This window comes from Streptomyces sp. NPDC028298 (assembly GCF_055565895.1).
Map to the genome: position 1 here is coordinate 209279 of NZ_JBVHTL010000012.1, position 23739 is coordinate 233017.

At 69.3% G+C, this 23739-nt stretch carries 26 protein-coding genes; 9 read left to right on the plus strand and 17 right to left on the minus strand.

Annotated features, from left to right (window positions below):
• Positions 1 to 1215, minus strand: a complete 1215-nt coding sequence (locus ACZ4TO_RS38435) for an MFS transporter (protein WP_468026663.1) — start codon at positions 1213 to 1215, stop codon at positions 1 to 3.
• 68 nt (positions 1216 to 1283) lie between these two features.
• Between ACZ4TO_RS38435 and ACZ4TO_RS38440 the strand changes: the two genes are divergently transcribed.
• A complete protein-coding gene (locus tag ACZ4TO_RS38440) occupies positions 1284 to 1676 on the plus strand; it encodes a MerR family transcriptional regulator (RefSeq protein ID WP_468026664.1) in 393 nt (130 codons plus the stop codon).
• A 29-nt stretch (positions 1677 to 1705) separates the two neighbouring features.
• Here the strand turns inward: ACZ4TO_RS38440 and ACZ4TO_RS38445 are convergent, their stop codons facing one another.
• A complete protein-coding gene (locus ACZ4TO_RS38445; protein WP_468026665.1) occupies positions 1706 to 2818 on the minus strand; it encodes an LLM class flavin-dependent oxidoreductase in 1113 nt (370 codons plus the stop codon).
• A gap of 85 nt (positions 2819 to 2903) precedes the next feature.
• Positions 2904 to 3926, minus strand: coding sequence for an NADP-dependent oxidoreductase (locus ACZ4TO_RS38450; protein ID WP_468026666.1), 1023 nt, complete (start codon positions 3924 to 3926; stop codon positions 2904 to 2906).
• Positions 3927 to 4027: 101 nt separating this feature from the next.
• Here ACZ4TO_RS38450 and ACZ4TO_RS38455 point away from each other — a divergent pair, with 101 nt between their 5' ends.
• Positions 4028 to 4945 (plus strand): LysR family transcriptional regulator, encoded by a 918-nt coding sequence (locus tag ACZ4TO_RS38455; protein ID WP_468026667.1) that lies wholly within the window; start codon positions 4028 to 4030, stop codon positions 4943 to 4945.
• A gap of 45 nt (positions 4946 to 4990) precedes the next feature.
• Here the strand turns inward: ACZ4TO_RS38455 and ACZ4TO_RS38460 are convergent, their stop codons facing one another.
• The 5 genes from ACZ4TO_RS38460 to ACZ4TO_RS38480 all read right to left on the minus strand — a co-directional run bounded on the left by ACZ4TO_RS38460 (position 4991) and on the right by ACZ4TO_RS38480 (position 9875).
• A complete protein-coding gene (locus ACZ4TO_RS38460) occupies positions 4991 to 6187 on the minus strand; it encodes an ABC transporter ATP-binding protein (protein WP_382778305.1) in 1197 nt (398 codons plus the stop codon).
• A 38-nt stretch (positions 6188 to 6225) separates the two neighbouring features.
• A complete protein-coding gene (locus ACZ4TO_RS38465; protein ID WP_382778304.1) occupies positions 6226 to 7059 on the minus strand; it encodes a carbohydrate ABC transporter permease in 834 nt (277 codons plus the stop codon).
• On the minus strand, positions 7059 to 8000 hold the full coding sequence (locus ACZ4TO_RS38470; protein WP_468026668.1) for a carbohydrate ABC transporter permease: 942 nt from the start codon (positions 7998 to 8000) through the stop codon (positions 7059 to 7061). Before ACZ4TO_RS38470 ends, ACZ4TO_RS38465 begins: the two co-directional genes overlap by 1 nt.
• The gene (locus tag ACZ4TO_RS38475) at positions 7997 to 9268 is read right to left on the minus strand and encodes an ABC transporter substrate-binding protein (RefSeq protein WP_468026669.1); all 1272 of its coding nucleotides are present in this window, start codon (positions 9266 to 9268) and stop codon (positions 7997 to 7999) included. Before ACZ4TO_RS38475 ends, ACZ4TO_RS38470 begins: the two co-directional genes overlap by 4 nt.
• Positions 9269 to 9521: 253 nt before the next feature.
• Positions 9522 to 9875: a ferrous iron transport protein A gene (locus tag ACZ4TO_RS38480; protein ID WP_468026670.1), complete on the minus strand. Its 354-nt coding sequence runs from the start codon at positions 9873 to 9875 to the stop codon at positions 9522 to 9524.
• 145 nt (positions 9876 to 10020) lie between these two features.
• Here ACZ4TO_RS38480 and ACZ4TO_RS38485 point away from each other — a divergent pair, with 145 nt between their 5' ends.
• Together ACZ4TO_RS38485 and ACZ4TO_RS38490 are read left to right on the plus strand one after the other, a co-directional pair.
• Positions 10021 to 10797: an endonuclease/exonuclease/phosphatase family protein gene (locus ACZ4TO_RS38485; protein WP_468026671.1), complete on the plus strand. Its 777-nt coding sequence runs from the start codon at positions 10021 to 10023 to the stop codon at positions 10795 to 10797.
• Positions 10798 to 11024: 227 nt separating this feature from the next.
• Positions 11025 to 11465 carry a DoxX family protein gene (locus tag ACZ4TO_RS38490; RefSeq protein ID WP_385041969.1) on the plus strand — a complete coding sequence of 147 codons (441 nt, stop codon included), beginning with the start codon at positions 11025 to 11027 and terminating at the stop codon, positions 11463 to 11465.
• A gap of 171 nt (positions 11466 to 11636) precedes the next feature.
• Here ACZ4TO_RS38490 and ACZ4TO_RS38495 read toward each other — a convergent pair whose 3' ends face one another.
• Positions 11637 to 12188: a YciI family protein gene (locus tag ACZ4TO_RS38495; RefSeq protein ID WP_468026672.1), complete on the minus strand. Its 552-nt coding sequence runs from the start codon at positions 12186 to 12188 to the stop codon at positions 11637 to 11639.
• Between the two features lie 428 nt (positions 12189 to 12616).
• Between ACZ4TO_RS38495 and ACZ4TO_RS38500 the strand changes: the two genes are divergently transcribed.
• Positions 12617 to 13432, plus strand: coding sequence for an endo alpha-1,4 polygalactosaminidase (locus ACZ4TO_RS38500; RefSeq protein WP_468026673.1), 816 nt, complete (start codon positions 12617 to 12619; stop codon positions 13430 to 13432).
• A gap of 139 nt (positions 13433 to 13571) precedes the next feature.
• Here the strand turns inward: ACZ4TO_RS38500 and ACZ4TO_RS38505 are convergent, their stop codons facing one another.
• The 4 genes from ACZ4TO_RS38505 to ACZ4TO_RS38520 are packed head-to-tail and all read right to left on the minus strand — an operon-like array spanning position 13572 to position 16940.
• Positions 13572 to 14573, minus strand: a complete 1002-nt coding sequence (locus ACZ4TO_RS38505) for a nucleotidyl transferase AbiEii/AbiGii toxin family protein (RefSeq protein WP_468026674.1) — start codon at positions 14571 to 14573, stop codon at positions 13572 to 13574.
• Positions 14570 to 15193 (minus strand): hypothetical protein, encoded by a 624-nt coding sequence (locus tag ACZ4TO_RS38510; RefSeq protein ID WP_385041977.1) that lies wholly within the window; start codon positions 15191 to 15193, stop codon positions 14570 to 14572. Before ACZ4TO_RS38510 ends, ACZ4TO_RS38505 begins: the two co-directional genes overlap by 4 nt.
• 60 nt (positions 15194 to 15253) lie before the next feature.
• A complete protein-coding gene (locus tag ACZ4TO_RS38515; protein ID WP_468026675.1) occupies positions 15254 to 15685 on the minus strand; it encodes a hypothetical protein in 432 nt (143 codons plus the stop codon).
• A 46-nt stretch (positions 15686 to 15731) separates the two neighbouring features.
• A complete protein-coding gene (locus ACZ4TO_RS38520) occupies positions 15732 to 16940 on the minus strand; it encodes an outer membrane protein assembly factor BamB family protein (RefSeq protein WP_385041979.1) in 1209 nt (402 codons plus the stop codon).
• A 592-nt stretch (positions 16941 to 17532) separates the two neighbouring features.
• On the opposite strand from ACZ4TO_RS38520, the gene ACZ4TO_RS38525 reads away from it, so the two are divergent.
• Positions 17533 to 18195, plus strand: coding sequence for a lysophospholipid acyltransferase family protein (locus ACZ4TO_RS38525; RefSeq protein ID WP_468026676.1), 663 nt, complete (start codon positions 17533 to 17535; stop codon positions 18193 to 18195).
• A 192-nt stretch (positions 18196 to 18387) separates the two neighbouring features.
• Positions 18388 to 18603: a hypothetical protein gene (locus tag ACZ4TO_RS38530; RefSeq protein WP_382778291.1), complete on the plus strand. Its 216-nt coding sequence runs from the start codon at positions 18388 to 18390 to the stop codon at positions 18601 to 18603.
• Between the two features lie 122 nt (positions 18604 to 18725).
• Here the strand turns inward: ACZ4TO_RS38530 and ACZ4TO_RS38535 are convergent, their stop codons facing one another.
• The 4 genes from ACZ4TO_RS38535 to ACZ4TO_RS38550 all read right to left on the minus strand — a co-directional run bounded on the left by ACZ4TO_RS38535 (position 18726) and on the right by ACZ4TO_RS38550 (position 21461).
• Complete coding sequence (locus ACZ4TO_RS38535) at positions 18726 to 18851, minus strand: hypothetical protein (RefSeq protein ID WP_468026677.1); 126 nt, start codon at positions 18849 to 18851, stop codon at positions 18726 to 18728.
• Between the two features lie 86 nt (positions 18852 to 18937).
• Complete coding sequence (locus ACZ4TO_RS38540) at positions 18938 to 19555, minus strand: sigma-70 family RNA polymerase sigma factor (RefSeq protein ID WP_468026678.1); 618 nt, start codon at positions 19553 to 19555, stop codon at positions 18938 to 18940.
• A gap of 405 nt (positions 19556 to 19960) precedes the next feature.
• Complete coding sequence (locus ACZ4TO_RS38545; RefSeq protein WP_382778288.1) at positions 19961 to 20737, minus strand: YqjF family protein; 777 nt, start codon at positions 20735 to 20737, stop codon at positions 19961 to 19963.
• 22 nt (positions 20738 to 20759) lie between these two features.
• Positions 20760 to 21461, minus strand: coding sequence for an SDR family NAD(P)-dependent oxidoreductase (locus tag ACZ4TO_RS38550; RefSeq protein WP_468026679.1), 702 nt, complete (start codon positions 21459 to 21461; stop codon positions 20760 to 20762).
• 308 nt (positions 21462 to 21769) lie between these two features.
• On the opposite strand from ACZ4TO_RS38550, the gene ACZ4TO_RS38555 reads away from it, so the two are divergent.
• Both ACZ4TO_RS38555 and ACZ4TO_RS38560 read left to right on the plus strand, forming a co-directional pair.
• The gene (locus tag ACZ4TO_RS38555; protein ID WP_382778286.1) at positions 21770 to 22003 is read left to right on the plus strand and encodes a hypothetical protein; all 234 of its coding nucleotides are present in this window, start codon (positions 21770 to 21772) and stop codon (positions 22001 to 22003) included.
• Positions 22004 to 22436: 433 nt separating this feature from the next.
• A complete protein-coding gene (locus ACZ4TO_RS38560) occupies positions 22437 to 23375 on the plus strand; it encodes a hypothetical protein (protein WP_468026680.1) in 939 nt (312 codons plus the stop codon).
• Positions 23376 to 23739 lie beyond the last annotated feature (364 nt).

Sequence of the window (23739 nt, forward strand, 5' to 3'; positions counted from 1 at the left end):
TCACGGTGTGTCCTGGTGGCTCGGCGCGAAGGCGTGCCGTCGCGCGAGGGAGATCACGGCCAGGCTGAGGGCTCCGAGCACCGCCGCGGCGGTCGCGTCCGCGGTGACGTCGACACGCTGCAGGAGGAGGCCGCCGATGATGCCGCCGAGCGCCATGGCCGCGTTCCACAAGGTCACGAGGATGGCCTGCGCGGTGTCGGCGACCGCTGGACTCCGGCGTGTCCCGGCATGACCGGCCGCGGTCTGGAGGAGCGTGGGCGCGGCACCCCACCCCAGACCCCACACGACGGCCGCCACCCAGACGACGCCCTGTGCCGTGGTGACGGCGAAGGCGGCCGTGGCGAGCGTGAACAGGGTCGCCGCGGTCAGCGCGAGCTCGCGCGGACGGCCGTCGATGCGACGGCCGGTGTACCAGATGCTGACCAGGCACGCGATGCCGAAGGCCAGCAGGATCGCGTCCGCCGCGGAGCCGAGGCCGGCATGCCCCAGGTACGGCGCGATGTACGCGTAGATGACGGTGTGGCCGAGGACGAAGGTCACGACGACGACCATGACGGGCGTGACGCCGGGGACCCGTAGCGTCTCCAATGTGGTCGGCTTCCGCTTCTCGGAGGTTGCCGTCGGCCGGCTGACGGCGGGAACCCCGAACGTGATCCACCCGAGGACGCCGAGAGTGACCACCGAGACGGTGGCGAAGGACACGCGCCACCCGATCTGCTCCCCGATCAGCGTCCCGGCGGGAACGCCCAGCGACAGCGCGAGGGGGATCCCGGTCATCGCGATCGCGATGGCACGGCCTTCCTGACCGGCGGGCGCGATGCGCCGCGCGTATCCGGCGAGGATCGCCCACGCGAGTCCGGCGGCGACCCCGGCGAGGAACCGTGCGGCGAGCAGGACCGCGTACGTGGGCGCGGCGGCGGTGAGGGTGTTCGCGACCAGGAAGACGGCCATGGCGCCCAGCAGCAACGGCTTGCGCCGGATTCGCGCCGTGGCGGCGGCCAGCGGAATGGCGGTGAGCGCCGTACCGGTGGCGTACACGGTGACCGCCTGGCCCGCCGCGCCGGAGCTGACGCCGAGAGAGGAGGACATCTGGGGGAGTACGCCCGCCGGGAGGGTTTCCGTCAGGCTGGTGATGAAGACCGCGGTGCCCAGTGCCAGCAGCGCGGACCACGGCAGGACAACACGTCGTGTCGGAGAGGCTGTTGTCGTCGTCATGCACTGATCGTGAAACCCTCACATACATGTGATGGTCAAGCCCGGGCCGGGCGGCTAACCTCGAGCGGATGCGAATCGGTGAACTGTCCCGCGTTTCGGGAGTGTCCAGGCGCCTGCTGCGCTACTACGAGGAGCAGGGCCTGATCGTGCCGGATCGGTCGGCGAACGGATACCGCGACTACGACGAGCGGAACGCGGACCGGGTGAAGCAGATACGTGGCCTGCTGGCCGCTGGGCTGCCCACCCGGCTCATCAAGCAGATCCTGCCGTGTCTGGACAAGCCCAGGTCCATTCACTTCCCGGACGCCACCCCGGAGATGCTGGCATTGCTGACCTCGGAGCGGGACAAGCTCACCGACCGGATCGAGACGCTCACCCGGAATCGCGACGCGATGACCGAGTACCTGGCCGAGGTGGAGCAGCACCGGGCCCCGGTCGCACCCGGTAGGCCGGTCGTCTGATCAACGGCGCGGCACCTGAGGCCAGTTCCTCACCTCACAAGCTCACGGACGATTCTGTCGCCGTCCTCCGCGAGCACCGCGGGGCGCAGCCGAACCCCGCGCAGCCCGAACCGCTCGCGCCAGTCGGCCAGTTCCCGGGCGAGGCGCTCCGTGGTGCCGACGAACACGTACGTGTCCTGTGCCCAGACAAGGCCGGCGGCCTCGTTCAGCCGGGCCAGCCTGGCCTCGGCGTGCTCCTCGGTGTCGCCCAGCACCACCGCGACGTCCGCGTACACCTCGGTCTCGACCGCGTCCGGTGTCAGTCGCTCGACCTCACGAAACGCCTGCAGGAGCGAGGGAATCGGATGCTCCTCGGACGGGGTGACGAAGACCCGGTCCGCGACGGCGGCCGCCAATCGGTAGGGCTCCAAGGCGTGATGGGCGAGCACCGCGACCCTCGGGACGCTCAGCACCGGCACGGTCAGCGGGCCGGCCGCCGGATACCTTTCCGTCCCGGTGACTTCGCGCGGAGCGACCATGTCCCGGCGCAGGAACGTGTCCCCGGAGCCCAGGCTCTCGCCGGGAAACGTGTGCCACAGCTCGCGCACCGTCCGTACGTAGTCCTCGGCGTCACGGAAGAGATCCCGCAGCCGTCGCGCGATGCGGGTCGGGACGTACACGTCCTCGGGCTGCAACCCTGGCGTGGCCCGGCCACCGACCACCACGGCGTCGCGCGCGTCGGCGGAGACCTGTGGCCGCCACACCACCCGGCCCGGCCCGATCGCCGCCAAGGACGCCATCTGCGCGGCCACATGGAACGGATCGGTGTGCGTGACGTTGCGTGAGACCACCACCTCGCCGATGTCCGTCGTCGCCAGCAGGACCGCCGCGGTGACCACGGGATCAAGCCTGCCGCGCACCCGGTCACGGGCGTGGTCGGCGGTGGCGAAACGGTCGGTCTGCAGGCTCAGGCCGTCCTCGAGCGTGACGAAGTCGACGCCGCCGGCGGCTGCCGCGCGGCCCCAACTCATCCAATAGCCGCTTCCGAAGATCTCTTCGGCATCCGTCACCGGCGACACCAGCCACGACGCGGGGTGCCAGCCCGTGCCCTCCAACGCCAGGCCGAACCGAAACGAGTCGCTGTCCATCAAGTCCCTGTCCATGACTCGATTGCACAACCATCACACCGATGGGAAGGTCAATGCGTCACCAGACTGAAGGCGACGGTCCGCGCCGACGAGCCGGGCTTCAGACCGCCGGTGGTGCCTGCGTGCGATCCCGCACGATGATCTTGCCGGTGTTCTCGCCCCGCAGCATTCCCAGGAACGCGTCCACGATGTGCTCGAAACCGTCGACCACCGTCTCGTCGAGGGCGAGCCGGCCGCTCTGGAGATGCGGTACCGCGAACTCGTACAACTCTTCTTGCAGGTCGATGTAGTTGCTGACCAGGAAGCCCTCCATGCGAAGGCTCTTCTCCACGATGTCCGCGTGGTCGAAGCGAGGCGACGACGTGCCGGCGGTGTTGTACTGGCTGATCGTGCCGACGCGCACGATGCGTCCGAACACACGCAACGCTCCCACGGCGGCGGTCAGTTGCTCACCACCGACGTTGTCGACGAACACGTCGATCCCGCCCGGCGCCGCCTTCGCGAGCAGATCGGCGGTGGGTCCGTCGTGGTAGTCGAAGACGGCGTCGTAGCCCACCTCCCGTGTGAGGTGACCGGCCTTCGCCGTCGAACCGGCGCTGCCCACGAGCCGTCCCGCACCAAGCAGTCGGGCGAAGCGCGCGGTCGCCGTGCCGACCCCGCCCGCCGCGGCCGACACGAAGAGATCCTCGCCCTCCTGGAGCCGGGCGATCCGGGTGAGGCCGACGTAGGCGGTCAGGCCGGTGCCGCCGAGCGTGCTCAAGTACGCCGTCAGGGGCACCTTGTCGAAGCGGGGCAGCCTGCGGATCTCCTCGGGCGTGACGACCGCGTGAGTGCGCCAGCCCTTCCGGTGGAACACGATCTCGCCCTCGTCGAGCCCAGGCGTGCGCGAGGCGATGATCCGTCCGATGGCGCGGCCCTCCAGCGGGGTGTCGAGCGCGAAACCGCCGGGCATGTCGTCCATCATCTCGCGGTGATACGGATCGACGGACCAGTAGAGGTTCTCCACGAGCGCGCTGCCGACGGCCGGCTCGGGAAGCGGGGATTCGACGAAGGCGAAGTGCCCGGAGGCCGGAAAGCCGGAGGGGCGGGCGGTCTGCTGCACGGTGAGCGCGGTCTCGGTCATGCCCCGGACCGTAGGACGGGAATGCGGCACCTGGTCAGACGGTTGGCCTCATGCGACACACCCTTCCATGAGCAGTTCTCATACCGTGAGGTGAGCGCCCCGTGGCCCGCACGACCGACTCCGATCTCACCCCGCAGGAACTGCGGACGCTGGTGGCGGTCGCGGACGCCGGAGCTTTCTCGGCCGCCGCCGAGGCACTCGGTGTGAGCCAGTCGGCGGTCTCCCACTCGGTACGCGGCAGCGAGCGCACGATCGGAGCCGTGCTCTTCGACCGCGGCCGCACCGGAGCCCGGCCCACACCTGCCGGGGAGAAGGCCGTCGCGCACGCCCGCCGTATTCTGCGCCTGCTGGACGTCCTGGCCACCGAGGCACGAGGTGCGGCCCGGTCCGAGACCGTGGAGGGACCGCTGCGCATCGCGGCCTTCCGCAGCGCGGCCCTCCACCTGCTACCGCCCGTCCTCCAGCGGCTGCGTGCCCGCTGTCCCGGCATCGAACCCCGGGTGCGGATCGTCCGCGAGGTGGGGAGGGGCACGGCGGGCGAAGTGGCCGACGGGAAAGCCGACGTGGCCATCGCCACCCTGGGCGGCTCCGTGCCGCTTCCACCGGGCCTGGTCGCGCGCCGGCTCCTCGAAGAGCCGTACGCCCTGGTGCACCCGACGGGCCACACCGCTCCGCGCTCGCTGCCGCTGGTCGACTGGGCCGAGAACTGCGGCTCCTACACCCGCGACTGGTGGGCGGGACAGGACTGGATCCCGAAGGCGACCGTCGAGGCCGAGGACGACGGAGCGGTGCTCTCCCTGGTGAGCACCGGTCACGGCATGGCGATCATGCCGGCGCTCTCCCTGACCGGAGCCGCGGACACGGTGGGGATCACCGACCTCGGCCTCGAACGCCCGACACGCCAGATCGGGTACGTCACCACCTCCGAACTGGCCGCAACGGCCGTCGTCCGCGCACTGGTGAGGGAACTGCGGACGACGGTCCCGCAAGCGGTGGGCCTTCTCGGCGGCGACGCCTGATCCGGTCAGGTGCCGCGCTCCTCGGTCGGGTGCCGCGCTCCTCGGTCAGGTGTCGGAGTCCTCGGTCAGGGTCAGGTTGGCCCCGGAGGACGGGTCGAAGACGTGCATCTTGGCCGTGTCCACCCAGAGTTCGGCCCGGCCGCCCTCGCGGACCCGCGTGGAGGCGTCGAGACGGGTGACGATCTGATGCCCACCCGCCCCGGTGTCGGTCGTCCCCGAGTCGGCCGCCAGCTCGGCGAGCTCGGACGTGGCGGTCGGCTGCCACTCGTCCTCGGTGAAGTACGCGTACACGTCCGATCCGAGGGATTCGACCACGTCGATGTCCACGCTGAACGTCGTACCCGATTCCGACCTGCTCTGGTCCACGAGGGCGGCGTCCTCGAAGGCCTCCGGTCGCAGCCCCACGATCAAGTCCCTGGGGGCGTTGTGCTGTTCGAGCGTGCGGCGCAGCCGGTCGCTGAGGTCGAGGTCGCCCACCGACGTGTGCAGGCGGCCGCCCTCCGCGGTGGCGTGCAGGAAGTTCATCGCGGGCGACCCGATGAAACCGGCGACGAAGAGGTTCTTCGGCTGCTCGTAGAGCCGTTGCGGGGTTCCGATCTGCTGCACGACCCCACCGCGCATCACCACCACCCGGTCGCCGAGTGTCATGGCTTCGGTCTGGTCGTGGGTGACGTAGACCGTGGTGCTGCCCAGGCGCTGCTGGAGGCGGGAGATCTGGGTGCGCATCTGGACGCGGAGCTTGGCGTCCAGGTTGGAGAGCGGCTCGTCCATCAAGAACGCCTTCGGGTCGCGCACGATGGCCCGTCCCATGGCGACGCGTTGGCGCTGACCGCCGGAGAGGTTGGCGGGCTTGCGGTCCAGATGGTCCGTCAGATCCAGGATGCGCGCGGCCTCTTCGACCTTCTCGCGGATGGTCGCCTTGTCCACCTTGGCCAGCCGGAGCGCGAAGCCCATGTTGTCGCGCACACTCATGTGCGGGTAGAGGGCGTAGCTCTGGAAGACCATGGCGATGTCACGGTCCTTGGGAGTCCTGTCGTTGACGACCTCGCCGTCGATCAGGAGCCGTCCCTCCGTGATGTCCTCCAGCCCGGCGATCATGTTGAGGGTGGTGGACTTACCGCAGCCGGAGGGACCGACGAGGATGACGAACTCGCCGTCCCCGACACTGAGGTTGACGTCCTTCACCGCCACCGCACCATCGGGGTAGCGCTTGGTGATGCCTTCGAGAACGATCTCTGCCACGGTCGGTCCTTCTTGTCCTGACGAACGGCTGCCGCCGGTCAGCCCTTGACGGCTCCGGAGGTGAGCCCGGCCACGATGCGCCGCTGGAAGAGCAGCACGAAGACGATGATGGGGATGGTGATCACCACCGCGGCGGCGGCGATCGAACCGGTGGGCTGGGCGAACTGACTGCTCCCGGTGAAGAAGGCGATGGCCGCCGGCACGGTCCGCGCCGCCGAGGTCGAGGTCAGCGAGATCGCGAAGAGGAAGTCGTTCCAGCAGAAGATGAACACCAGGATCGCCGTCGTGAACACGCCCGGCGCCGCGAGCGGAGCGATCACCAGCCGGAACGCCTGCGCCGGGGTGGCCCCGTCCACCTTGGCCGCCTTCTCCAGGTCCCAGGGGATCTCCCGGAAGAACGCCGACAGCGTGTAGATGGCCAGCGGCAGCGAGAAGGTCATGTACGGGATGATCAAGCCGGTCCAGGTGTCGAAGATGCCGATGATCCGCTCGATGTTGAACAAGGGCGAGACCAGCGAGATGGGCGGGAACATCGCGATGAGCAGCGACATCCCGATCAGCAGGCTCTTGCCGGGAAACCGGAGCCGGGCGACGGCGTATGCCGCCATGGTGCCCAGCACGACCGCGATCACCGTGGAGATGAGGGCGATGCCGATGGAATTGATCAGAGCCCGGGTGAACTCGGAGGTCTGGAAGATCCCGCGGTAGTTCTCCCACGTCCACTTCGTCGGGATGAAGCTCCCGTCGGTGAGGGTGCTGGGGTCCTTGAAGGACAGCGCGATGATCCACCAGACCGGGAAGAGCGCGTAGGCGATCACGAGGATGTTGACGACGGCCCACCCCGACTTCCGTCGTCGTCCGGCGGCGGACATCAGCGTCCCCCTTCCTGGGCGCCGGGGGCGGCTGCCCCGAACAGCTTGATGAAGGCGAAGGCGATCAGCCCCACGCACAGGAAGATCAGTACGGAGATGGCCGACCCGATGCCGAGGTTGAGCGCGGTGAAGAGGTTGTCGTAGCCCAGGATGGACACCGAGCCGGTGTTGTGGGCGCCGGACGTGAGGATGTAGATGTTGTCGAAGATCCGGAAGGCGTCCAGGGTCCGGAAGAGCAGCGCGACCAGGATGGCCGGCTTCATCAGGGGCACGGTCACCAGGAAGAAGCGCTGCCAGGCACCGGCGCCGTCCACCTGGGCCGCGCGCAGCGTCTCCTCCGGCACGAGGGCGAGACCGGCGAGCAGCAGCAGGGCCATGAAGGGGGTGGTCTTCCACACCTCCGCCAGGATGATCAGACCGATGGCCGGCCACTGTTCGGTCAGCGGCGCGTCACCCGAGGGCAGCAGGTCGGCCAGATAGCCGGTCTCCGGGGTCCAGGCGTACTGCCAGGAGTAGGCGGCGACCACGGTGACGATGCCGTACGGGATCAGGATCGCGGTACGAACCGTGCCGCGCCCGAAGATGGTGCGGTGCATGACCAGCGCCAGGGCGAATCCGAGGACGAGCTCCACGGCCACGGACACCACGGTGATGAACACCGTCACCCACAGCGCCTGCCACCAGAACTCGGAGGACAGCACGGCACCGTAGTTGCTGAAGCCGACGAAGTGCGCCTGTTGCGGGAAGCGCAGATCGTACCGCTGGAGCGAGAGATAGATCGCGTAGACGATGGGGTAGGCGGTCACGGCGAGCATGACGATCACGGCCGGCGCGCACAGCAGCCAGCCCAACCGGCGTTCCTGCCGGGCCCCTTCGGACAGAGCGTGGCCTTCCTTGGGCACCGGTGCGTGCTCAGGGGCGGTCGGAGCCGACTGGGTCACGGGATCAGCCCCTTCGAGTCGAGGGCGTCCTTGATCTGGCCACTGATCTTCTGCACGTCCGGTCTCGGCTGGATCCCGTTCGGCGGCGACAGGGTGTGCGAGATCGCGATGGACACGTTCTGGTAGGCGGGGGTCTTGGGCCGGATGCTGGCGTTCTCCAGGGCCGCCAGGACCGTGGATGCGAAGGGGTAGTTCTTGACGAGAGCGGGATCCGAGTAGAGCGGGCGGAGCGTGGGCGGCAGGCCGCCCTCGAGTGCCGCGGTCAACTGGTTCTGCCGGTTCCGCAGGCACAGCGCCGCGTCGAAGGCGAACTCGGAGTGACGGGTGTAGGCGCCGATGGCCAGGTCGATGCCACCGATGGTGGGCTTGGCGGGCCTGCCCTTCTCGACCGCGGGATAGGGCGCCCAGCGGAACTGCTTGAAGAGCTTGGGGTTGTTGGCCTTCATCGATGGATACACGAAGGGGTAGTTGATCTCGAACGCCGCGCTGCCGGACTCCATGGCCAGCCGGTTCTGGTCCTCCATCTGATTGGACAGGGACGGGTCGGCCGCGGCCGAGGTGGCCAGGGTCTTCATGATGGAGGCCGCGCGCACGGCGGGCGGGCCCAACCTGGGAGCCGTGGCGGTCGCGTTGAGGATGGAGCCGCCGGCACTCTCCACCAGCGAGTTGAACCACACGGTGAGTCCCTCGTACTGCGCGCCCTGGATCTCCACGTAGTGGGGCTTGCCCTGCTTCGCCAGGCGGCCGGCCATCAGCAGCATCTCTGCCCAGGTCTCGGGCGGCGTGGGGACCAGGTCCTTGCGATACCAGAGCAGTTGGGTGTTCGTGTTGTACGGGACGGCGTACAACCGCCCCTTCCATGTGGCCGTCCGCAGCGGGACCTCCAGGGTGTCCCGGATGGCCGCCGCGCGGTTGGCCCCGGTCCACGGCAGGATCCACTTGGCTTCCGCGAACTCGGCGGGCCACGTGACGTCCAGTCCGATGATGTCGACCGTGTTGTCCTTCGCGGCCAGTCGGCGCACCAACTGCTGACGCTGCCCGTCCGCGGTGCGGGGCAATTTGTTGTAACTGATGCTGTAGCGCCCGCCGGACCGTTTGGAACAGGCCTTGGCCGCACTCGCCAGCGCACCCGAATCATCGGGGAAGTTGTACCAGTTGAGCGTCACCGGCCCGCCACTCTCGCTGCCGCAGCCGGCCAGCAGAGCTGACGACAGGCACAGTGCGAGCAGAACCCGCAGGAGGCCACGGTTGCCGGACGAAGGCGCCACCCCACACTCCTTCCTGACCAGTGCCATGGACCCGGACAGAACGGAGGAAAGCCCGGACGCGGAGAGGCTAGGCCCGCACCCGACAGCACCGTGCACGCCACACCGACCGGTCATCCGATCGGACGCGGCGAGCCAGACCCCGGCATCGGGCCTGGAACCTGCTGTGCCATCGACGACCCGGGCCCGGCCGACCGAGCAGGATGCCGTCGGTTCCACGGGCGATTCGAGCGCGGCGACGTGACCTGCGACATGTCTACGCCGGGAAACCGGCCTCGGCCCTCAGGTACCGCCCCCAGATCTGGGCCTTGCGATAGGGACCGTCCCCGTCGCTGTCGTACTGCGGCGTGTCGAAGGCGACCCAGTACAGCAACTCGCCACTGAACGACTGGACATGGTCGCCGTGCTCGGGCGCACCCATGGCATCGATCGTTCCGGAAAACTCGACCTGCCAAGGACCGTCCCAGTCCGAGGCGCGGACGACCCGGACGCGGCTGCCGGGTGCCAGCGCACCCGTCGGCCATGTCCGACTCAACGGACGGCCGAGGAGGCGCTCGATCGCCTGACGGTCGCCCATATCCGTGGAAGCAGCGTCGGAAGTGTCTGTCATGCCACGCACCCTGCCCGCACTGCCCCAGTGGCGCCAGAGGATAAAGACAGCTCAGCGCCGCTCAGGGCGTGAACACCATACGATCAACGCCGTGAGCGGCTCCCCGCACGGCCGGACAGGCCGCCGGACGGAAGGTGACAGGTTCGTGAAGCCCCTGCGACTGCTGACCATGAACACCCTCTTCACCGGAGACGTCCCGGCTCGGCTGCGTGCCCTGGGGGCGGCGCTCCAGGAGTCCGACTACGACATCGTGTGTCTGCAGGAGGTCATGTTCCGCCGCAACGCCCGGCTGATCCGCTGTGCCGCTCCCGCGTACGGGCACTTCGCCTGCTCGGGCACGGTCCTGCTCAAGGGCGGCCTGGTCCTGCTCTCCCGGTGGCCCATCAAGGAGCGGCGGTTCGTGCGGTACCCGATGACGAGCCCGGTGCGCGGCGAGTTCTTCATGCGCAAGGGCGCCCAGGTGGCGTCCATAGCCACACCGGACGGCGAGCTGGTGATCGTGAACACCCACCTGTCGGCCAACCGCGACGACGACTGGTCCCCGGCGAACCGGTACACGCGGATCGCCGAAGCTGAACTCGCTCTGGTGGCCGGGTTGATCGAGGGCGTCGGCCCGTCCGTGCCCGTCGTCGTGGTGGGCGACCTGAACGTCCCGCGGGACTCGGCCGTGCTCGCCGACTTCGCCGCAGCGGCAGGGCTACGGGACGTCCTCGCCGGCGACACGCGTCCGACCTACCGGCCCACCCCGCAATGGCCCACGCCGCCGGCGCTGGACCATGTCCTGGTCCGAGCGGCGGCGGGGGAGACCCTGACCGGCGGCGCCGACTTCGTGTTCCAGGACGAGGTGACACTGGACGACGGCCGCCGTGCCTACCTCTCCGACCACTACGGCGTACAGGCGCGACTGATCCGGTCGAAGTGACACGGAGACCTGCCCGCCGGGTCGAGGCATCCCCCGAGGGATGCTCCCGCGCCGCAGGAAAGGCCGGGCTTCGAGGGTTGACTGTTGCGGGGCGGCAACCGGCAGGATGATGCGCTGAACCGAAGATCCCGCACGCACGTAAGAGGAATGGGGACGGGGTCTCTCAAAACGCCCGTTCCCTCACGGCACCCGGGTACGCACCCGACCGACCCAAGGAGTACGCACCCATGAGCACCGCACCCCTGAGCGACCGGCTGTCGAGCCACCAGCCCCTCGTCCTCGGCCTGTTCCGCATCGTCCTCGGCCTGCTCTTCGCCAGCGAGGGCGCCGCCACGCTCTTCGGGATACTGGGGCGGCAGAGCAGCCCCGTGGGGGACTGGCCGTTCTGGTACGCGGGTGTCATCGAGCTGGTCTGCGGTGTCCTCGTACTCCTCGGTGCCGCGACGCGCGGCGCCGCGTTCCTCAGCTCCGGTGCCATGGCCTTCGCCTACTTCACCGAGCACCAGAAGAACGGCCTCTTCCCCTTGCAGAACGGCGGCCTGTCGCCCGCGCTGTTCTGCTGGGCGTTCCTGCTCCTGGTCTTCTTCGGACCCGGCGCCCTGTCCCTGTCCAGCCTGGTCCAGGGCAGGGGCACCGCACGGCAGACAGCCGGACTCGACGCGGTCTGAGCGGTCGGCCAGGCCCCATCGGCGGCTCGGAGGCGCCGGACGCGGCCGAACACGTCCGCTTCATCGACGAGTTCGGCCGGCCGGCGACCTCCCGAGCGAGCCGGGTCTTCGGCGGTGACGTCTGCGGTCGCGCGTCACGCAGACCGTGAAGGTCGCTCCGGACGTCCTCGGTCAGGAAGGCCGCCCGCCGAACTGCCAGTTGTGCACCTCGATGTCGGCGTACCGGTCCGCGGTGAGCACGGCGCGCGCCGTTTCCGGGTCCGTGGCCCGGAGCAGCACCGCCGTGCCCAGCCAGGTGGTGCCGTCGTCGGACAGCAGAGGCCCGTAGGCGATCAGGTCGTCCGTGTCGTGCGGTAGAGCGAGGTCGGCGGCCCGCCCTTGGCCGAGACCGATCACCAGATACCGGTTGCCGCCGGTCCGGCCGCCGGGGAAGTCCCACATGGTGCGTCCCAGCACGTTGCGCCAGCGTCGTAGCAGCACGTCCCGGTAGACGCCTGCCTGGTAGTTGGGCTCGTCGAAGACGAACGCGCGGGCGGTGACGTGATCGGGCAGATCGAGGATGTGCACGCTGCCGGTGGCCGTGTCACCGTCGTCGGTGAGGGTCGGGCCCCGGGCGATCATCTCCTTCGCGTACTGGTCCATGTAGGACCAATGCTTCTCCAGCAGTTCGTCGCGCAGTGGCCCGGAGCCGGGCCGGTCGCGGTGGTAGCAGAGGAACTCCATGCCTCCAGGGTCCCCGCGCGGACATGACAGAGCGAGCGATTTTCACGGTGCCGGTCGAGCGTCGACCGGTTTGGCACCCGAACGCTGGGACATGGTGGCCGACGGGCCGGTCGCGATGGCTTCGCGGGCGGCGACGTGCGGCGTCTCGGTCGTGCCGCGGCGAGCGACGAGCCCCGGAATGCGTGAGCGAGGAGATTCGGCACGGCAGGGGAGAGGAGGCGCGGCACGGCGTGGGTGAGGCGTTCCGGCGTTGACATCTCCCCGGGCAGTCGCTTTACTCCCCGACAACACCGGAGCCGTGCTCCGTGTGCAGAGACACGCCCAGCCGGTATGCAGGCTTCGCGCCACGAGCCCGGCCCAAGTCGCCAGGACGTTCTGACCCGTCCGAGGCGGGGACGTGCCCTCTCCCCCCATGGGAGCTCATCCACATGAGCCAATTCAGCCGAACCTCCCGCACCCTCACGGGCGCCGTCATCGGCGCGGCAGCGCTGGTCGGCGCCCTGGTCGCCCCGGCGACCTCGGCGCAGGCGGCCTCCGTGCCCCTGCCGCCCACCCACGTCGGCTTCGACTATCAGATCGGCGGTGCCTACACCCCGCCGGCCGGAGTCAAGGTCGTCACCCGGGACAACGCCGCCTCCCCGGCGGCAGGCCTGTACAACATCTGCTACGTCAACGCCTTCCAGGCACAGCCGGGTGCCGAGGGCGAGTGGGACTCCGACCTGCTGCTGCGCGACGCCTCCGGCAAGGTCGTCTACGACGAGGACTGGGGCGAGGCCTTCCTCGACATCGGCACCGACGGCAAGCGCCAGCGGATCGCGGCCAAGATCGGAAGTCTGATCGACCGCTGCAAGTCCAAGGGCTTCCAGGCGATCGAGCCCGACAACTACGACAGCTACACCCGCTCCGGGAACCGCCTGACGGCCGGCAACGCGCAGGCGTACATCAAGCTGCTCTCCGCCCGCGCCCACACGGACGGCTTGGCCATCGCCCAGAAGAACACGCCCGAGCTGGCGGGCAACCACACCGCCAACGGGCTGGACTTCGCCGTGGCCGAGGAGTGCGGCCAGTACGACGAGTGCGGCGACTACACCAGCGCCTTCGGAAACAACGTCATAGTTATCGAGTACACCAACTCCGGCAGGTCCAAGGCCTGCAACGGGTGGGGCGGCACGCTGAGCATCGTCCAGCGCGACGTGGACGTCAAACCGGCGGGCAGCAGCGGCTACGTACGCAAGACCTGCTAGACGACGGCGCCGACTCCGGTCGGGCGACGGCCTGCGACGGCTCTTTGCCGCCGCAGGCCGTCGCGCGCCTGTCGTTCTCGTGCCGAGCCGTGGGCTTTCAAGCCTGCGCTTGTCGGCGTCAAGCCTGAGGTGATGAGCGTCAGTCGGCGCCGCGCTCCTGAAACGTCGTCGTCAAAGCCCGCAGCAGCCGCTCCACGTACTCCCGCTCGGCATCCCCGAACTGCGGGTACTCGGTGACGAAGTGGTTCCATTCCACATACCCGACGGCCTCGACCACGTCCTCGTACAGGATCTTCTCGCGCTGCGGATACGGCCATTCGCCCGACAGCCGAAACACCTCGTGCAGCAGCTCGTAGCGGAGCGGATGCCGCTCGGCCAGCAACACGGCGTCGTACAAGTCCTTGCCCTGTCCGTGTATGTCATTGATCAGCCACATCAGCTTCCAGGCGAGCGACAGCTCAGGTGTGGCCGCCTGTACGACGGTGCCGCCCGGCAGTTCGGTTCGACGGGGCGCCTCGGCCAGTTGCTCGTTGAAGACGAAGTCGAGCTGGACGTGGCCGCCCGGCAGCCCCGGCGACGACCACGGCAGCACCATGCGGCGGCCTGGTACCCGGTCATAGGTCCAGATGTCCTCGACCACCGCACCTCGCGCCGAGATGTCCACTCCCTCTCCGCGCGCCGCGGCCAGCGCCTGCGCCGCCGAAGCGATCCCGTGCAGCATCGGGTCCGTACGGCCGTCGTCGATTCCCCAGGTGTCGGGGACGACGACGAAGTCCAGGTCCCCGGGCTCGCGGGCGAAGTCAGGGAACCACACGGACATCAGCACACTGCCGCGCAGCACCAGGGCGTCCACCCACTGCGACGTGGCGATCGCGTCCAGGACCAGATGCAGGGCCCGGCGCCGGGCCGTCCGCCATGCCGTGCCCCGCGCCGGATCCCCGAACCGCGGGTCGGTCGCGCGGTACGCGTTCTGATGGTGCTTCAGCGACGGGTCGAAGACGGGTCGCTGCACCACGTCGTCACCCGGCACCCACGCCAGCGTCTTCGGCAGGTCCTCGGCCTCGCGCGTCGCCTCGTCCAACGGCTCTCGGGGCAAGTCCGTGTCCCGCCGGCCCAATCCCTTCCACGCCTTCCCGCTCACGTCCGTACCCCCACAGGCTCCTCGATCCAACCGTCGTCCACGGACAGGTCACTGTCATGGAGTACGAACTCGCGCTCCACGCTCACCACTTCGCATCCGCTGAGCTCCCTGAGCAACCGCTCCAAGGCCAACCCCGCCTCATCGGAACCGACTTCGCGGCAACGCTGCGTCACGAACCGCTCGTGCCGCGCGCCGGCCCGTACACGCGAGGCGTTCCACGACAGATGGGCGCCGTGCGGCATCACGCGGGCCGCGAGCGCGGTCAGATCCGTGCCCGCGTCGAGCAGCAGCTTCACATGGTGCTCGAAGTACCGCTCGTCGTCCCTTCCGAGACGATCCGGTACCTCCGCCGCCCACGGCGTGCACTCGGTCTTCACCCGCACCGGATCGAAGCCGGCCGCGCGGAGCCGCGCCACCACGTCCCGCACCCGCTCGGCCTCCTGCCTGTACGACGGGGAGCCGGACAGGGTGAGCATGGGCTGTTCGGGCATCCTGCCGCGCGCCAGCACGATGTGCGTCACCTTGAGCCCGCCCAAGGCCGCCCACCGCCGCAGGCGAACCCACTCGTCGGAGTCGGCACAGCGGACGGTCACATGAGATTCGTACAGGGAAACGGACACTCACGGATCGTGCCAGACCACGGCCGTTCAGGCCCATTCGATTTCCGGTGACCGTCCCTACTAGGACATGCCGCAGTACAGGCGTCGTTCCGGCGCGGCGTCGCGCGCGAGTTCGCCGAGGCGCCCCAGGAAGTCGGCCATCAGCTCAGGGTCCACCCCGCGACCGTCTTCGGTGCGGGTCCATGCGGCGGCGGCCGCGAGCAGGTGCTCCGGGGTGGCCTCGGCGAGGGCGTCACGGAGGGAGTCCGTGAGCGAGACGAGCCAAGGCCCTTCGTCCGCAGGGTCGTTGAGCAGTTCACAGAAGCGCGGGTCGGCTTCCACCCGCTCCTCGGACAGTCCGGTCAGGTGGGCCTCGACCGTTCCGAGGAGCATGTAGGGATCGGCCCCTTTGAGGCCGAGCGTGCCGAACGGGTCGGCCATGCCGTGGCCTTGGAACAGTGCGAGGGCCTGCGTGTCGTCGGTGGCCGCGTAGTAGTCGTAGATGTTTCCCATGGCCGCATCGTGCCACCGTGCCTCGAGGAGGTCTCCAACCGCCGCTTCACCGGCTCCGCTTCGCGGAGAAGACCAGCCCGCTTCGGCCATAGGGGCTTTCGGCCACGAGGAAGCCGTGGACCGTGCCGAGGAGTTCCGCTTCCGACTGATGCGTCAGGCGGGCCACCTGCTTGCCGCTCCTGGCGTCGAGGGCCACCAGGCTGAGCGTGCCATCCGCCTTGCTGCCGGTGAGCAAGTAGACGGTTCGGCCGTCGCTGAAGCCACGCTGCCCGTCCTCGACCGTGAGCCCGGTGACTTCCCAGCGCTTGTCGCCGCTCTGGTCGTAGGCGGTCACACCCCGTTCGGAGGCCACCACGACGATGCTGTCGTCCTCCGCCCGGACCTCGCCACGCACCTTGGCGACTCGTCTGCCGGTGGCACTGTTGAGGAACAGCACGGTTCCGTCCCCCTCGCGCCCCTTCCGGGAGACCACTATGTGATGGCGAACGTTGTAGACGGTCGTGCCGTACGCCTTGCCCAACGCGGCCGTCCACCGGACGGTGCCTTTGCGGGGATCGACGCGGATGAGGCGCCCCGCGTCCGTGTACGAGTCAGACTGCTGGTAGAGAAGGGCGTAGTTGCCGCCGATGTCGCCGGAGCCGAAGTTGTCGGCCATTCCGTCATAGCTGTTCCGCGACCACCGCATCTTGCCCGACTCCAGGTCCAGAGCGCACACCCAGCCGTACGACGAAGCCCCGGAGACCAGGACCGCATCCGCCCTCGGGCGGAACCGGATGTCTTCACCCCGGCTGACCACATCGGTGATCCTGGTGGCCCAGACAGGTTTTCCGGTTCGTCCGTCGAGGCGGGCCACGAAACTGCCGACGACGCTCCGGTCGCTTCCCTTGGGTGTCACGTTGGCCCAGTTGACGATGAAGTCACCGTCGACGGGCCAGACCTGCTCGCCATACGAGAACTGTGCGGACGACTTCCACCGCTGAGCGCCGGTGGCCGGATCGGAGGCGACAAGTGCCGTTCTGTCGTCCGGCAGCGTCAGCACGACACCGGCTCCGACCGCTACCGGCTTGTCGTCGAGTTCACGGGGCTTGGACGCGAGGGTCCGGGGGCCGAACGGACCCGGCTCGGACGGTACGACGGCCGGAGCGGCAGCAGCACGACGCGGGGCGGAGTCGGTGGCGCAGGCGGCGAGGGCGGGAACGGCGACGGCTGCCAGCAGGAAGCCGACGGCCACGCGGGGACGGAAGGAGGAGGGCATGGCGGATTCCCGAGGGGCGAAGGACGGAGGGGGAACGGCTGAGGGGCGAACGGCTGAGGAGTGAACGACTTCCTGGCGGGGAGACGTTCGGGAGCGGGGCGGTGAGACAGACGGTGTGGGCTGGGCGTCGGTGACCCGTCAGACACGTGTGATCGCCGGTGCGTGAATTCCGGGGACCTACACGAGTAACCGCCGAGCTGTGCGATCTTCATATCAGCTCCTGAAGGGGCCTGTCACCCCACGCTGACCAGGCAATATCGCGCAAGAGGAATCGTCCAGGGGAATGGTCCTCCGCCAAGGGAATGGTCCTCTGCTGCCGTGGAGCGCCCGGACCCGGGAACGTGCCGCGGAGTGTGGCCGGTCGGGCCCGGCCTCTGATGGCTCGCGGCGGTCAGGGCACCGGTCGGATGCCGGTTCGGATGCCGGTGCGGGTGCCGGCCCGGATGCTGGTCCGGGCGCCGGAGAGCTCGTTGCAGGTAGGCAATCGCGTTGGGTAGAGCGGTCGGGAAGATGAGTACGACAGCTCATGCCATGGCCGGGACGGGCCTCGACGATGGAGTTCATCAATCGCCGAGTGGCCGGGAGCCCGTTCATGCTCAGCCGTACCGCCAGCACTCTGGTATCCGCCGTCGGACGGCTGTCCGTGACGTGTGACCCCGGTGCGAGCTTCGCGCCGGGGAGCATCGTCGTCGCGAACCACACGTCCCTGGCCGACCCCGCCGTCGTGATCGCCGCTCTGTACCGCCTGGACGTCACGCCGGTCATCATGGCCACCGCCGGGCTGTGGCACATCCCGCTGCTGGGCCGATCTCTCACCCGCGAAGGTCATATCCCTGTCCACCGGCGTGACCGGCGAGCCGCCGGAGCGCTCGACCTGGCGGCACGGGCCCTCGAGGAAGGCCGACTGGTTCTCATCTACGCCGAGGGCGGCCTGCCCCGCCGCAGGGATGCCGCCGAGGCGGCCCCTGGTGACTTCCGCACCGGTCTGGCGCGCCTCGTCGAGCGCACCGGCGCCTCTGTCGTGCCGGTCGGCCAGGCCGGCGCCCGCCGTGTCACCTCGGGCAGCAAGATCAAGCAGGTCGCGGGCCTCGTCACAGCGCCGTTGCGCCGGCCCGATCTGCACGTCCACGTCGGTGCCCCGATCGTGCTGACCGGTGACAACGCCGCTCGCACGGCACGGGCTCGTACGGCGGTGACCACGGCGTGGAGGACGGCGGCCGCCCGCCTCGGTGAGCCTGCCGCGCTCGCGGCATAGCGCGGGGAGCCGGCCGCCACGTACCCGGTCCGTCGTCTTGAACCTCGGGCCCGTCGCACGTCAGGTCTCAGCGCCCGCACGTTCGGGCTGGGGCCATCCGAGTGTGCTGAAGCCGTGTCAGGCCACCGGCCGAAAGCCGATTGGCCATGCTGGGCGGGAATCAACACGCTTTCCAGCGACGAGGAGTACGGCATGCCGATGGACTCGGTGGCTAGATTTCTGGCGGCTCTGAACCCGGAGGACCGGCAGGCTGTCGACGCGGAACCGAGCGAAGAGCAGGAGCGCCTCGCTGCGGCCTGGGAAAGCGAGTTGGAGTCCGACGACGAACTCGACACGCTCGACGAGTTGTCGCCGCCCGCGGCAGAGGCGGAGGCGGCCCGTCGTGTGCTGGGCCGACGAGACGGCTGATCGCCTGTGGTACCCGTGCCCGTCTCGATGCTTCTGTTCATGTTGACGGGCCTCTGGAGCCGAAGCCGGACGCAGGCGCGCGTCGCCCTGTCAGGCGCCCCGCGTGTCAGGCGCCCGGCGTGTCAGGGGTACCCGGGCTTGCGCAGGACGAGGATGACCATGTCGTCGTGGTTGACGCCGGGGCACGGCGGGCCGATGTCCTGGCTCGTGTCCTCGATGGTCAGTCCCGCGACTGGTCGACGCCGCAAGGCGTGAACGGTAGCGACAAGTGGGGAGTCGCCGACCGCCGGAGCCATCCAGCAGTCACGTTCACGCTCTTCGAAGCTCGAAGGGGTCACGCACGAACGCTGTCCTCGACCTCTCGGAGGCAACGGTTCAGGCCGTACAGCCCGCGACGGGTGTGGCTCTTGACCGTTCCCAGCGGCAAGCCGGTGACCTGGGCGATCTGGGTCTGCGTGAGATCGTCGTAGTAGGCGAGGCTGAGCACGCGCCGCTGCGCCGCCGGGAGCTTCGACAGCTCGTGACGGATGAGGACGCGGTCCAGCACCGCGTCGGGCTCACTGGGGCGTACCCGCGTGCTCACGATGGCCCCCGCTGCCGCCACCAGGTCGGCCCTGCGTGTCCTGGCGTGCAACGCGTCGGCGATCTTGCGCCGGGTGATTCCGACGATCCACGCTGCCAGGGCGCCACGTTCGGGTGTGAAGCCGGCTCGCCCCCGCCACGCGGCGAGGAACACCACCTGCGTGACGTCCTCCGCCTCGGCCGCGTCCCCGAGAGAGCGCCAGGCCAGGGTGTACACCAGGCGACCCCATCGGTGGTACGCCCCGGACAGGGCCTGCTCGTCGCCGCGGGCGAACGCTGAGGCGAGTTCCGCATCAGGGACAGCCCCCTGAAGGGGAGCCGCGAGCGGAGCACTCTCAAGGGGCTGCTCTGTCATCTGCTGTGAGGTCATGGCGACTGCTCCTCGAACAGGGCGGATCACGCCATCTCTCCGACAGAGGCGACCGCTGCAAGGTCTCACCGTCTGTTGTGGTGTCTGGCGCATCGATTCGCGCGGGGCGATTCCCGCTCTGCCACCATCCGAAATATCGATGCAGCGGGCAACATGCATCGACTGTGCATCGGATTGGACCCATGCCGTGGGCGGCTCGCAGCCGGTCACGGCGGCGGGCACGGACACGGGCATGCGCGGCTAGACCCGCTTGTCCGCCCGCAGGGGGCGGCACGGACAGGGGGTGCGCCACCCGCGCGTGTCTCGGGCGTGAGCGCGGGCCCCGATGGGGAACCGCGCGCCTGCTAGCGGTGGTGCGGGAGCGGGCGCCAGTACGGCACGCGTGACGGCCCGGTCGCAGACGCGTCAGGTGCTGGGCAGTGATACCGGTGTTCCGAACCGCACCGGCACGCCAGGCGCGTACAACACGCTGACCGGCGCCGCCTCCGGCCGGGACAGACCTGCGGCCGCGATGAGAGAGTCGTCCCAGCCGAGCAGGGAGCAGCGGCGGAAGGACCACTCGGGGTGGGTGTTGGGGAGGTAGTAGGAGCGCCCGAACGCGTGTCCGTGGAGTCCCCAGCGGTTCGTGAGGAACTCCTCGACGGGGTCTGCGGCCATGGGGACGCTGTCCACCTCGAGCCACACGCGAGCCTCGGCGTTCGATGCCCCTCGGCGGCTGGTCCGGTACAGCAGGCGGTTGTCGAACCACCGGCTGTGGATACGGGACCACCGGTACGGGAGCCGGAAGGACGCGTCGGCGGCCAGGACGGGCACCAGGCGGTCGCATTCCAGCGAGCGGAACACCACTCCGCGGCGCCCCATCGCGTCACGGCTGTAGAGACGGACGTTGACCTCGTCGAAGGACCCGAAATACGGGATCGCCGGGGCGCCACCGAAGGAGAGATCGCGCATACGGAAGAAGACCAGGCCCACGTACGCCCGGCCGTTGTGAAGGTCGGGGACGGTGCCGGGCGGCAGAAGACCGGCCACCTGGAACGGGTCGGCGGGCCAGTGCAAGAACACCAGGTCGCGCCACTCCTGCCGGAACAACGTATGCCGCAACTCCCGTGGCGCGCGGGGGGTCACCGGCTCCACGGGGTGCATGGTCCGGTGATACCGCCGGGTCGATCCACTGTCGGGCACGGTTGCTCCTGGGCCGCCCGCCCTATCGCTCGACGTCGAGCGGGGCGTCATGGCCCGGCTTGACCACACGGGCGCCCGCCGAGAGTGCGGCGACGATCGCGTCCACCGCGTCGGCGACGGGTACTCCCGCCGGCAGCACGGGGGGTGTTCCGAGAACGGCTCGGTCGCCGAATCCTGTCTCCACGTGGGGCAGACGGATCTCCAGCGCCGTGACCCCGGACGCGCGCTGCTCGCGCCGGACCGCCCGGAGCCACGCGGCCAGTCCCGCCTTCGAAGCGGAGTAGTCGGCCATGCCGGCCAGGGGTGAGTCGGCCACGACACCCGTGATCGCCGCGATCACGCCGCCCGGTTCGAGGAGGGGCAGGGCGGCTCGCAGAAACGCCATGGGGGCCAGCGCGTTGACGGTGAACAGGTGCTCGGCGACGGCGTCGCTCACCGACTCGGCCGCTCCGAAGGCGGCGCAGCCGACGCAGACGACGACACCGTCCAGCCCACCGAGTCGGTCGGCGGCCCAGGCCACCGTGCGTGCGCACTGTTCGAGGTCGTAGGCGTCGAAAGCGCGGGCAGGGGCGTTGCCGCAGGCCTGGGAGACGCGGGCGAGACGTTTCTGGTCGCGGCCTGCGACGGCCACGGCGGCTCCCTGCTCGTGCAGCCGCAGAGCCAGAGCGGTGCCGAGGACTCCCGTGGCGCCGGGAACCAGGATCCCGGCATGGCTGATGACCATGCCACACCTCCCTCGCCCCGGTTGGACGCGGGGCAGTTGGACGACTCACCTCCCCTTTCGGCGGGCGATCGATCCGTGGATGCGGCAGCGGACCGGCCGCAGGCCACTCACGCCCACCCCCGTTCCCGGCCCACCAGCGCGCGGCCTCGTGAACTGTGTGCCCGCTCGCTCCTTGCGGGATGGGCCCGAGCTCCGTCGCGGAGAGGCTCGCGTGCGGATCACCCTCGCATCTGCGGACAGCATGAAACAGGAATGAGGTGACAAAGCAGACCAAAATAGGTCGCTCGTTCATGGCGAGAGGAAAGCTAATGATCGTGAAGAAGCTGCACGATGCCGGCGTCCAGAGCGAACACGCCTACGCCGCGGCCTTCGGCTCCATCGGCCTTTCACTCGTCTCCTGGCTGGCCTCCAACAAGCAGGAGAACCTGGAACGGGCAGACCGCTGGGGCATCTTCGTGGGGGAGTGGGCGCCCACCTTCTTCGCCCTGGGGCTGGCGCTGGCCAACTACGAGATGAGCGAATCCGTGGAGGTCGACCGCTGATCGACGGGGCCGCGTCGGTCATGACGTTGGAGCGGAGGAAGTCCGACTTCCCCGCTCCTCGCACCGAGCTGCTCCAGCGGGGACGTGAGGACGACGGCCCTCTATGGGCAGCCGCGGCGGCAGGCCGTCGAACGGGCCCGGGAAGAAGCTCCGTTCGGCACGGAGCCGCACCGCGACCGCCTGTGAACCTGGACTCACCTCGGCCGAAGCCGGCGAGCCGGCCGCGTGTTCCGCAGCCGTCCCGCTTCGTCGCGGGCGAGCCGCGGGCTGCTGCTTGTGCGGGCGGCCTCCATGACCGGCATGGTCCGGTCTCGGACGCCGCCCTCACGCACCGCGCATCCATCCGGGCACTTCGGTGCGAAATGTGACCCATAGCGTTCGGCCTGCGTTCGCAACCCGCGGCCGTCCGCCTTCCGGACGCGAGAAGACGCTGATGCGAGACATGGTGACGATGGAGACGAGTTCGGTGACGGAGCTGCTCTGCAGCGGGATCGAGGAGGTCTCCGCCGAGCGCCACAGCGGACCGGACATGCTGCCCACATGGCGCGAGCTGGGGCTGGAGTCGATGTCGGCGATGCTGGTCGTATCGGTGAGTCAACGCGGAAGCCGCTACTTCGAAGCGCTGTGCCAATGGCCTCGATGGCATGCTCTGAACGAGCGCGCGCTCGCGGTGACGCATCACCCCCTGCTCATGGCCGAGTCGGCCCGCCAACTCGCCGCTGCCCTGGAGCCGCGGTATCTCAAGGGACCAGATGCCGGCCGACTCCAGCCCGTCTCGGTGAGCCTGGGAGTGGACTCGAGAGTGCGACCGGTAGAGCGCGGCGCCGCCTCGAGCGTGCTGATGCACGTCACGATCAGCGATCTCGTCGTACGCGTCGGTTCTGTCGCCGCGTACCGGCTGACGGCCGAGTTCTTTCACGCCGGCACCCACTTCGGTACCTGCGCCATGACGCTGGCCCGCCCTTCACATCTTGGACCGGAGGCGGCCTCGGCCTCCACTTCGGATCCGGGCCTGCTGCGTCCTGCCCCGGCGGCCGTCGGAACGTCGGCCGAACCGGACGTGCTGCTCGCGCGTGGAACACAAGGCCGGCTTGTGATCGTCCCCTGCGACCCTGGGCACCCGGTGCTTCTTCCGGGCCGGCCCGCCCTGCTGCCGGCACTCGCAGTCCTGGAAGCAGGAAGACAGGCGACGCTGCTTTACCGGGGAGCCCTGCCGTCCGCTGTGGTCGGCATGGCCGTGCGACTTGACGCGCCGGTGCCAAGCCGAGGGGCGGTCGTAGAGGTTGTGGCCGAGGGTGGCGCCTCGCGCTTCGTCGTGAAGTCCGGCGAACGGATCGCGGCCGTGGGAACGGTGTCCCTGTTGCAAGCCTGAAGGCAGCCTCTGGGCTGCGGCCGTTGGCGCTCGTGTGGCGCCGGGCTGGGCCGAACGGGCACCTGCGGGTGTGTGCGTGTGTGCCTGCTTGTTCGAGGGGCGCCGCACAGCCGTCTTGGTCGGACGTAGCTCGTGGACCTCGACCTCACGTTCTGGCGGTCGGGGACCGCGTCGACGTATTCGACTTCGACGAACAACCTCGCTTCAGGGCTGGTGGGTTGGTGCTCGGTGGTCAGGCGGTGGTCGGGTCGGTCGGGTTGGTTGTGGTTGGTGGGGTGGGTGGTGTGGTGGGTCCGGTTGTGGTGGTGGTGAAGGTGGTTTGGTTGTTTTGGGTGCCGGTGATTTCGATGGTGGTTGTGGTGTT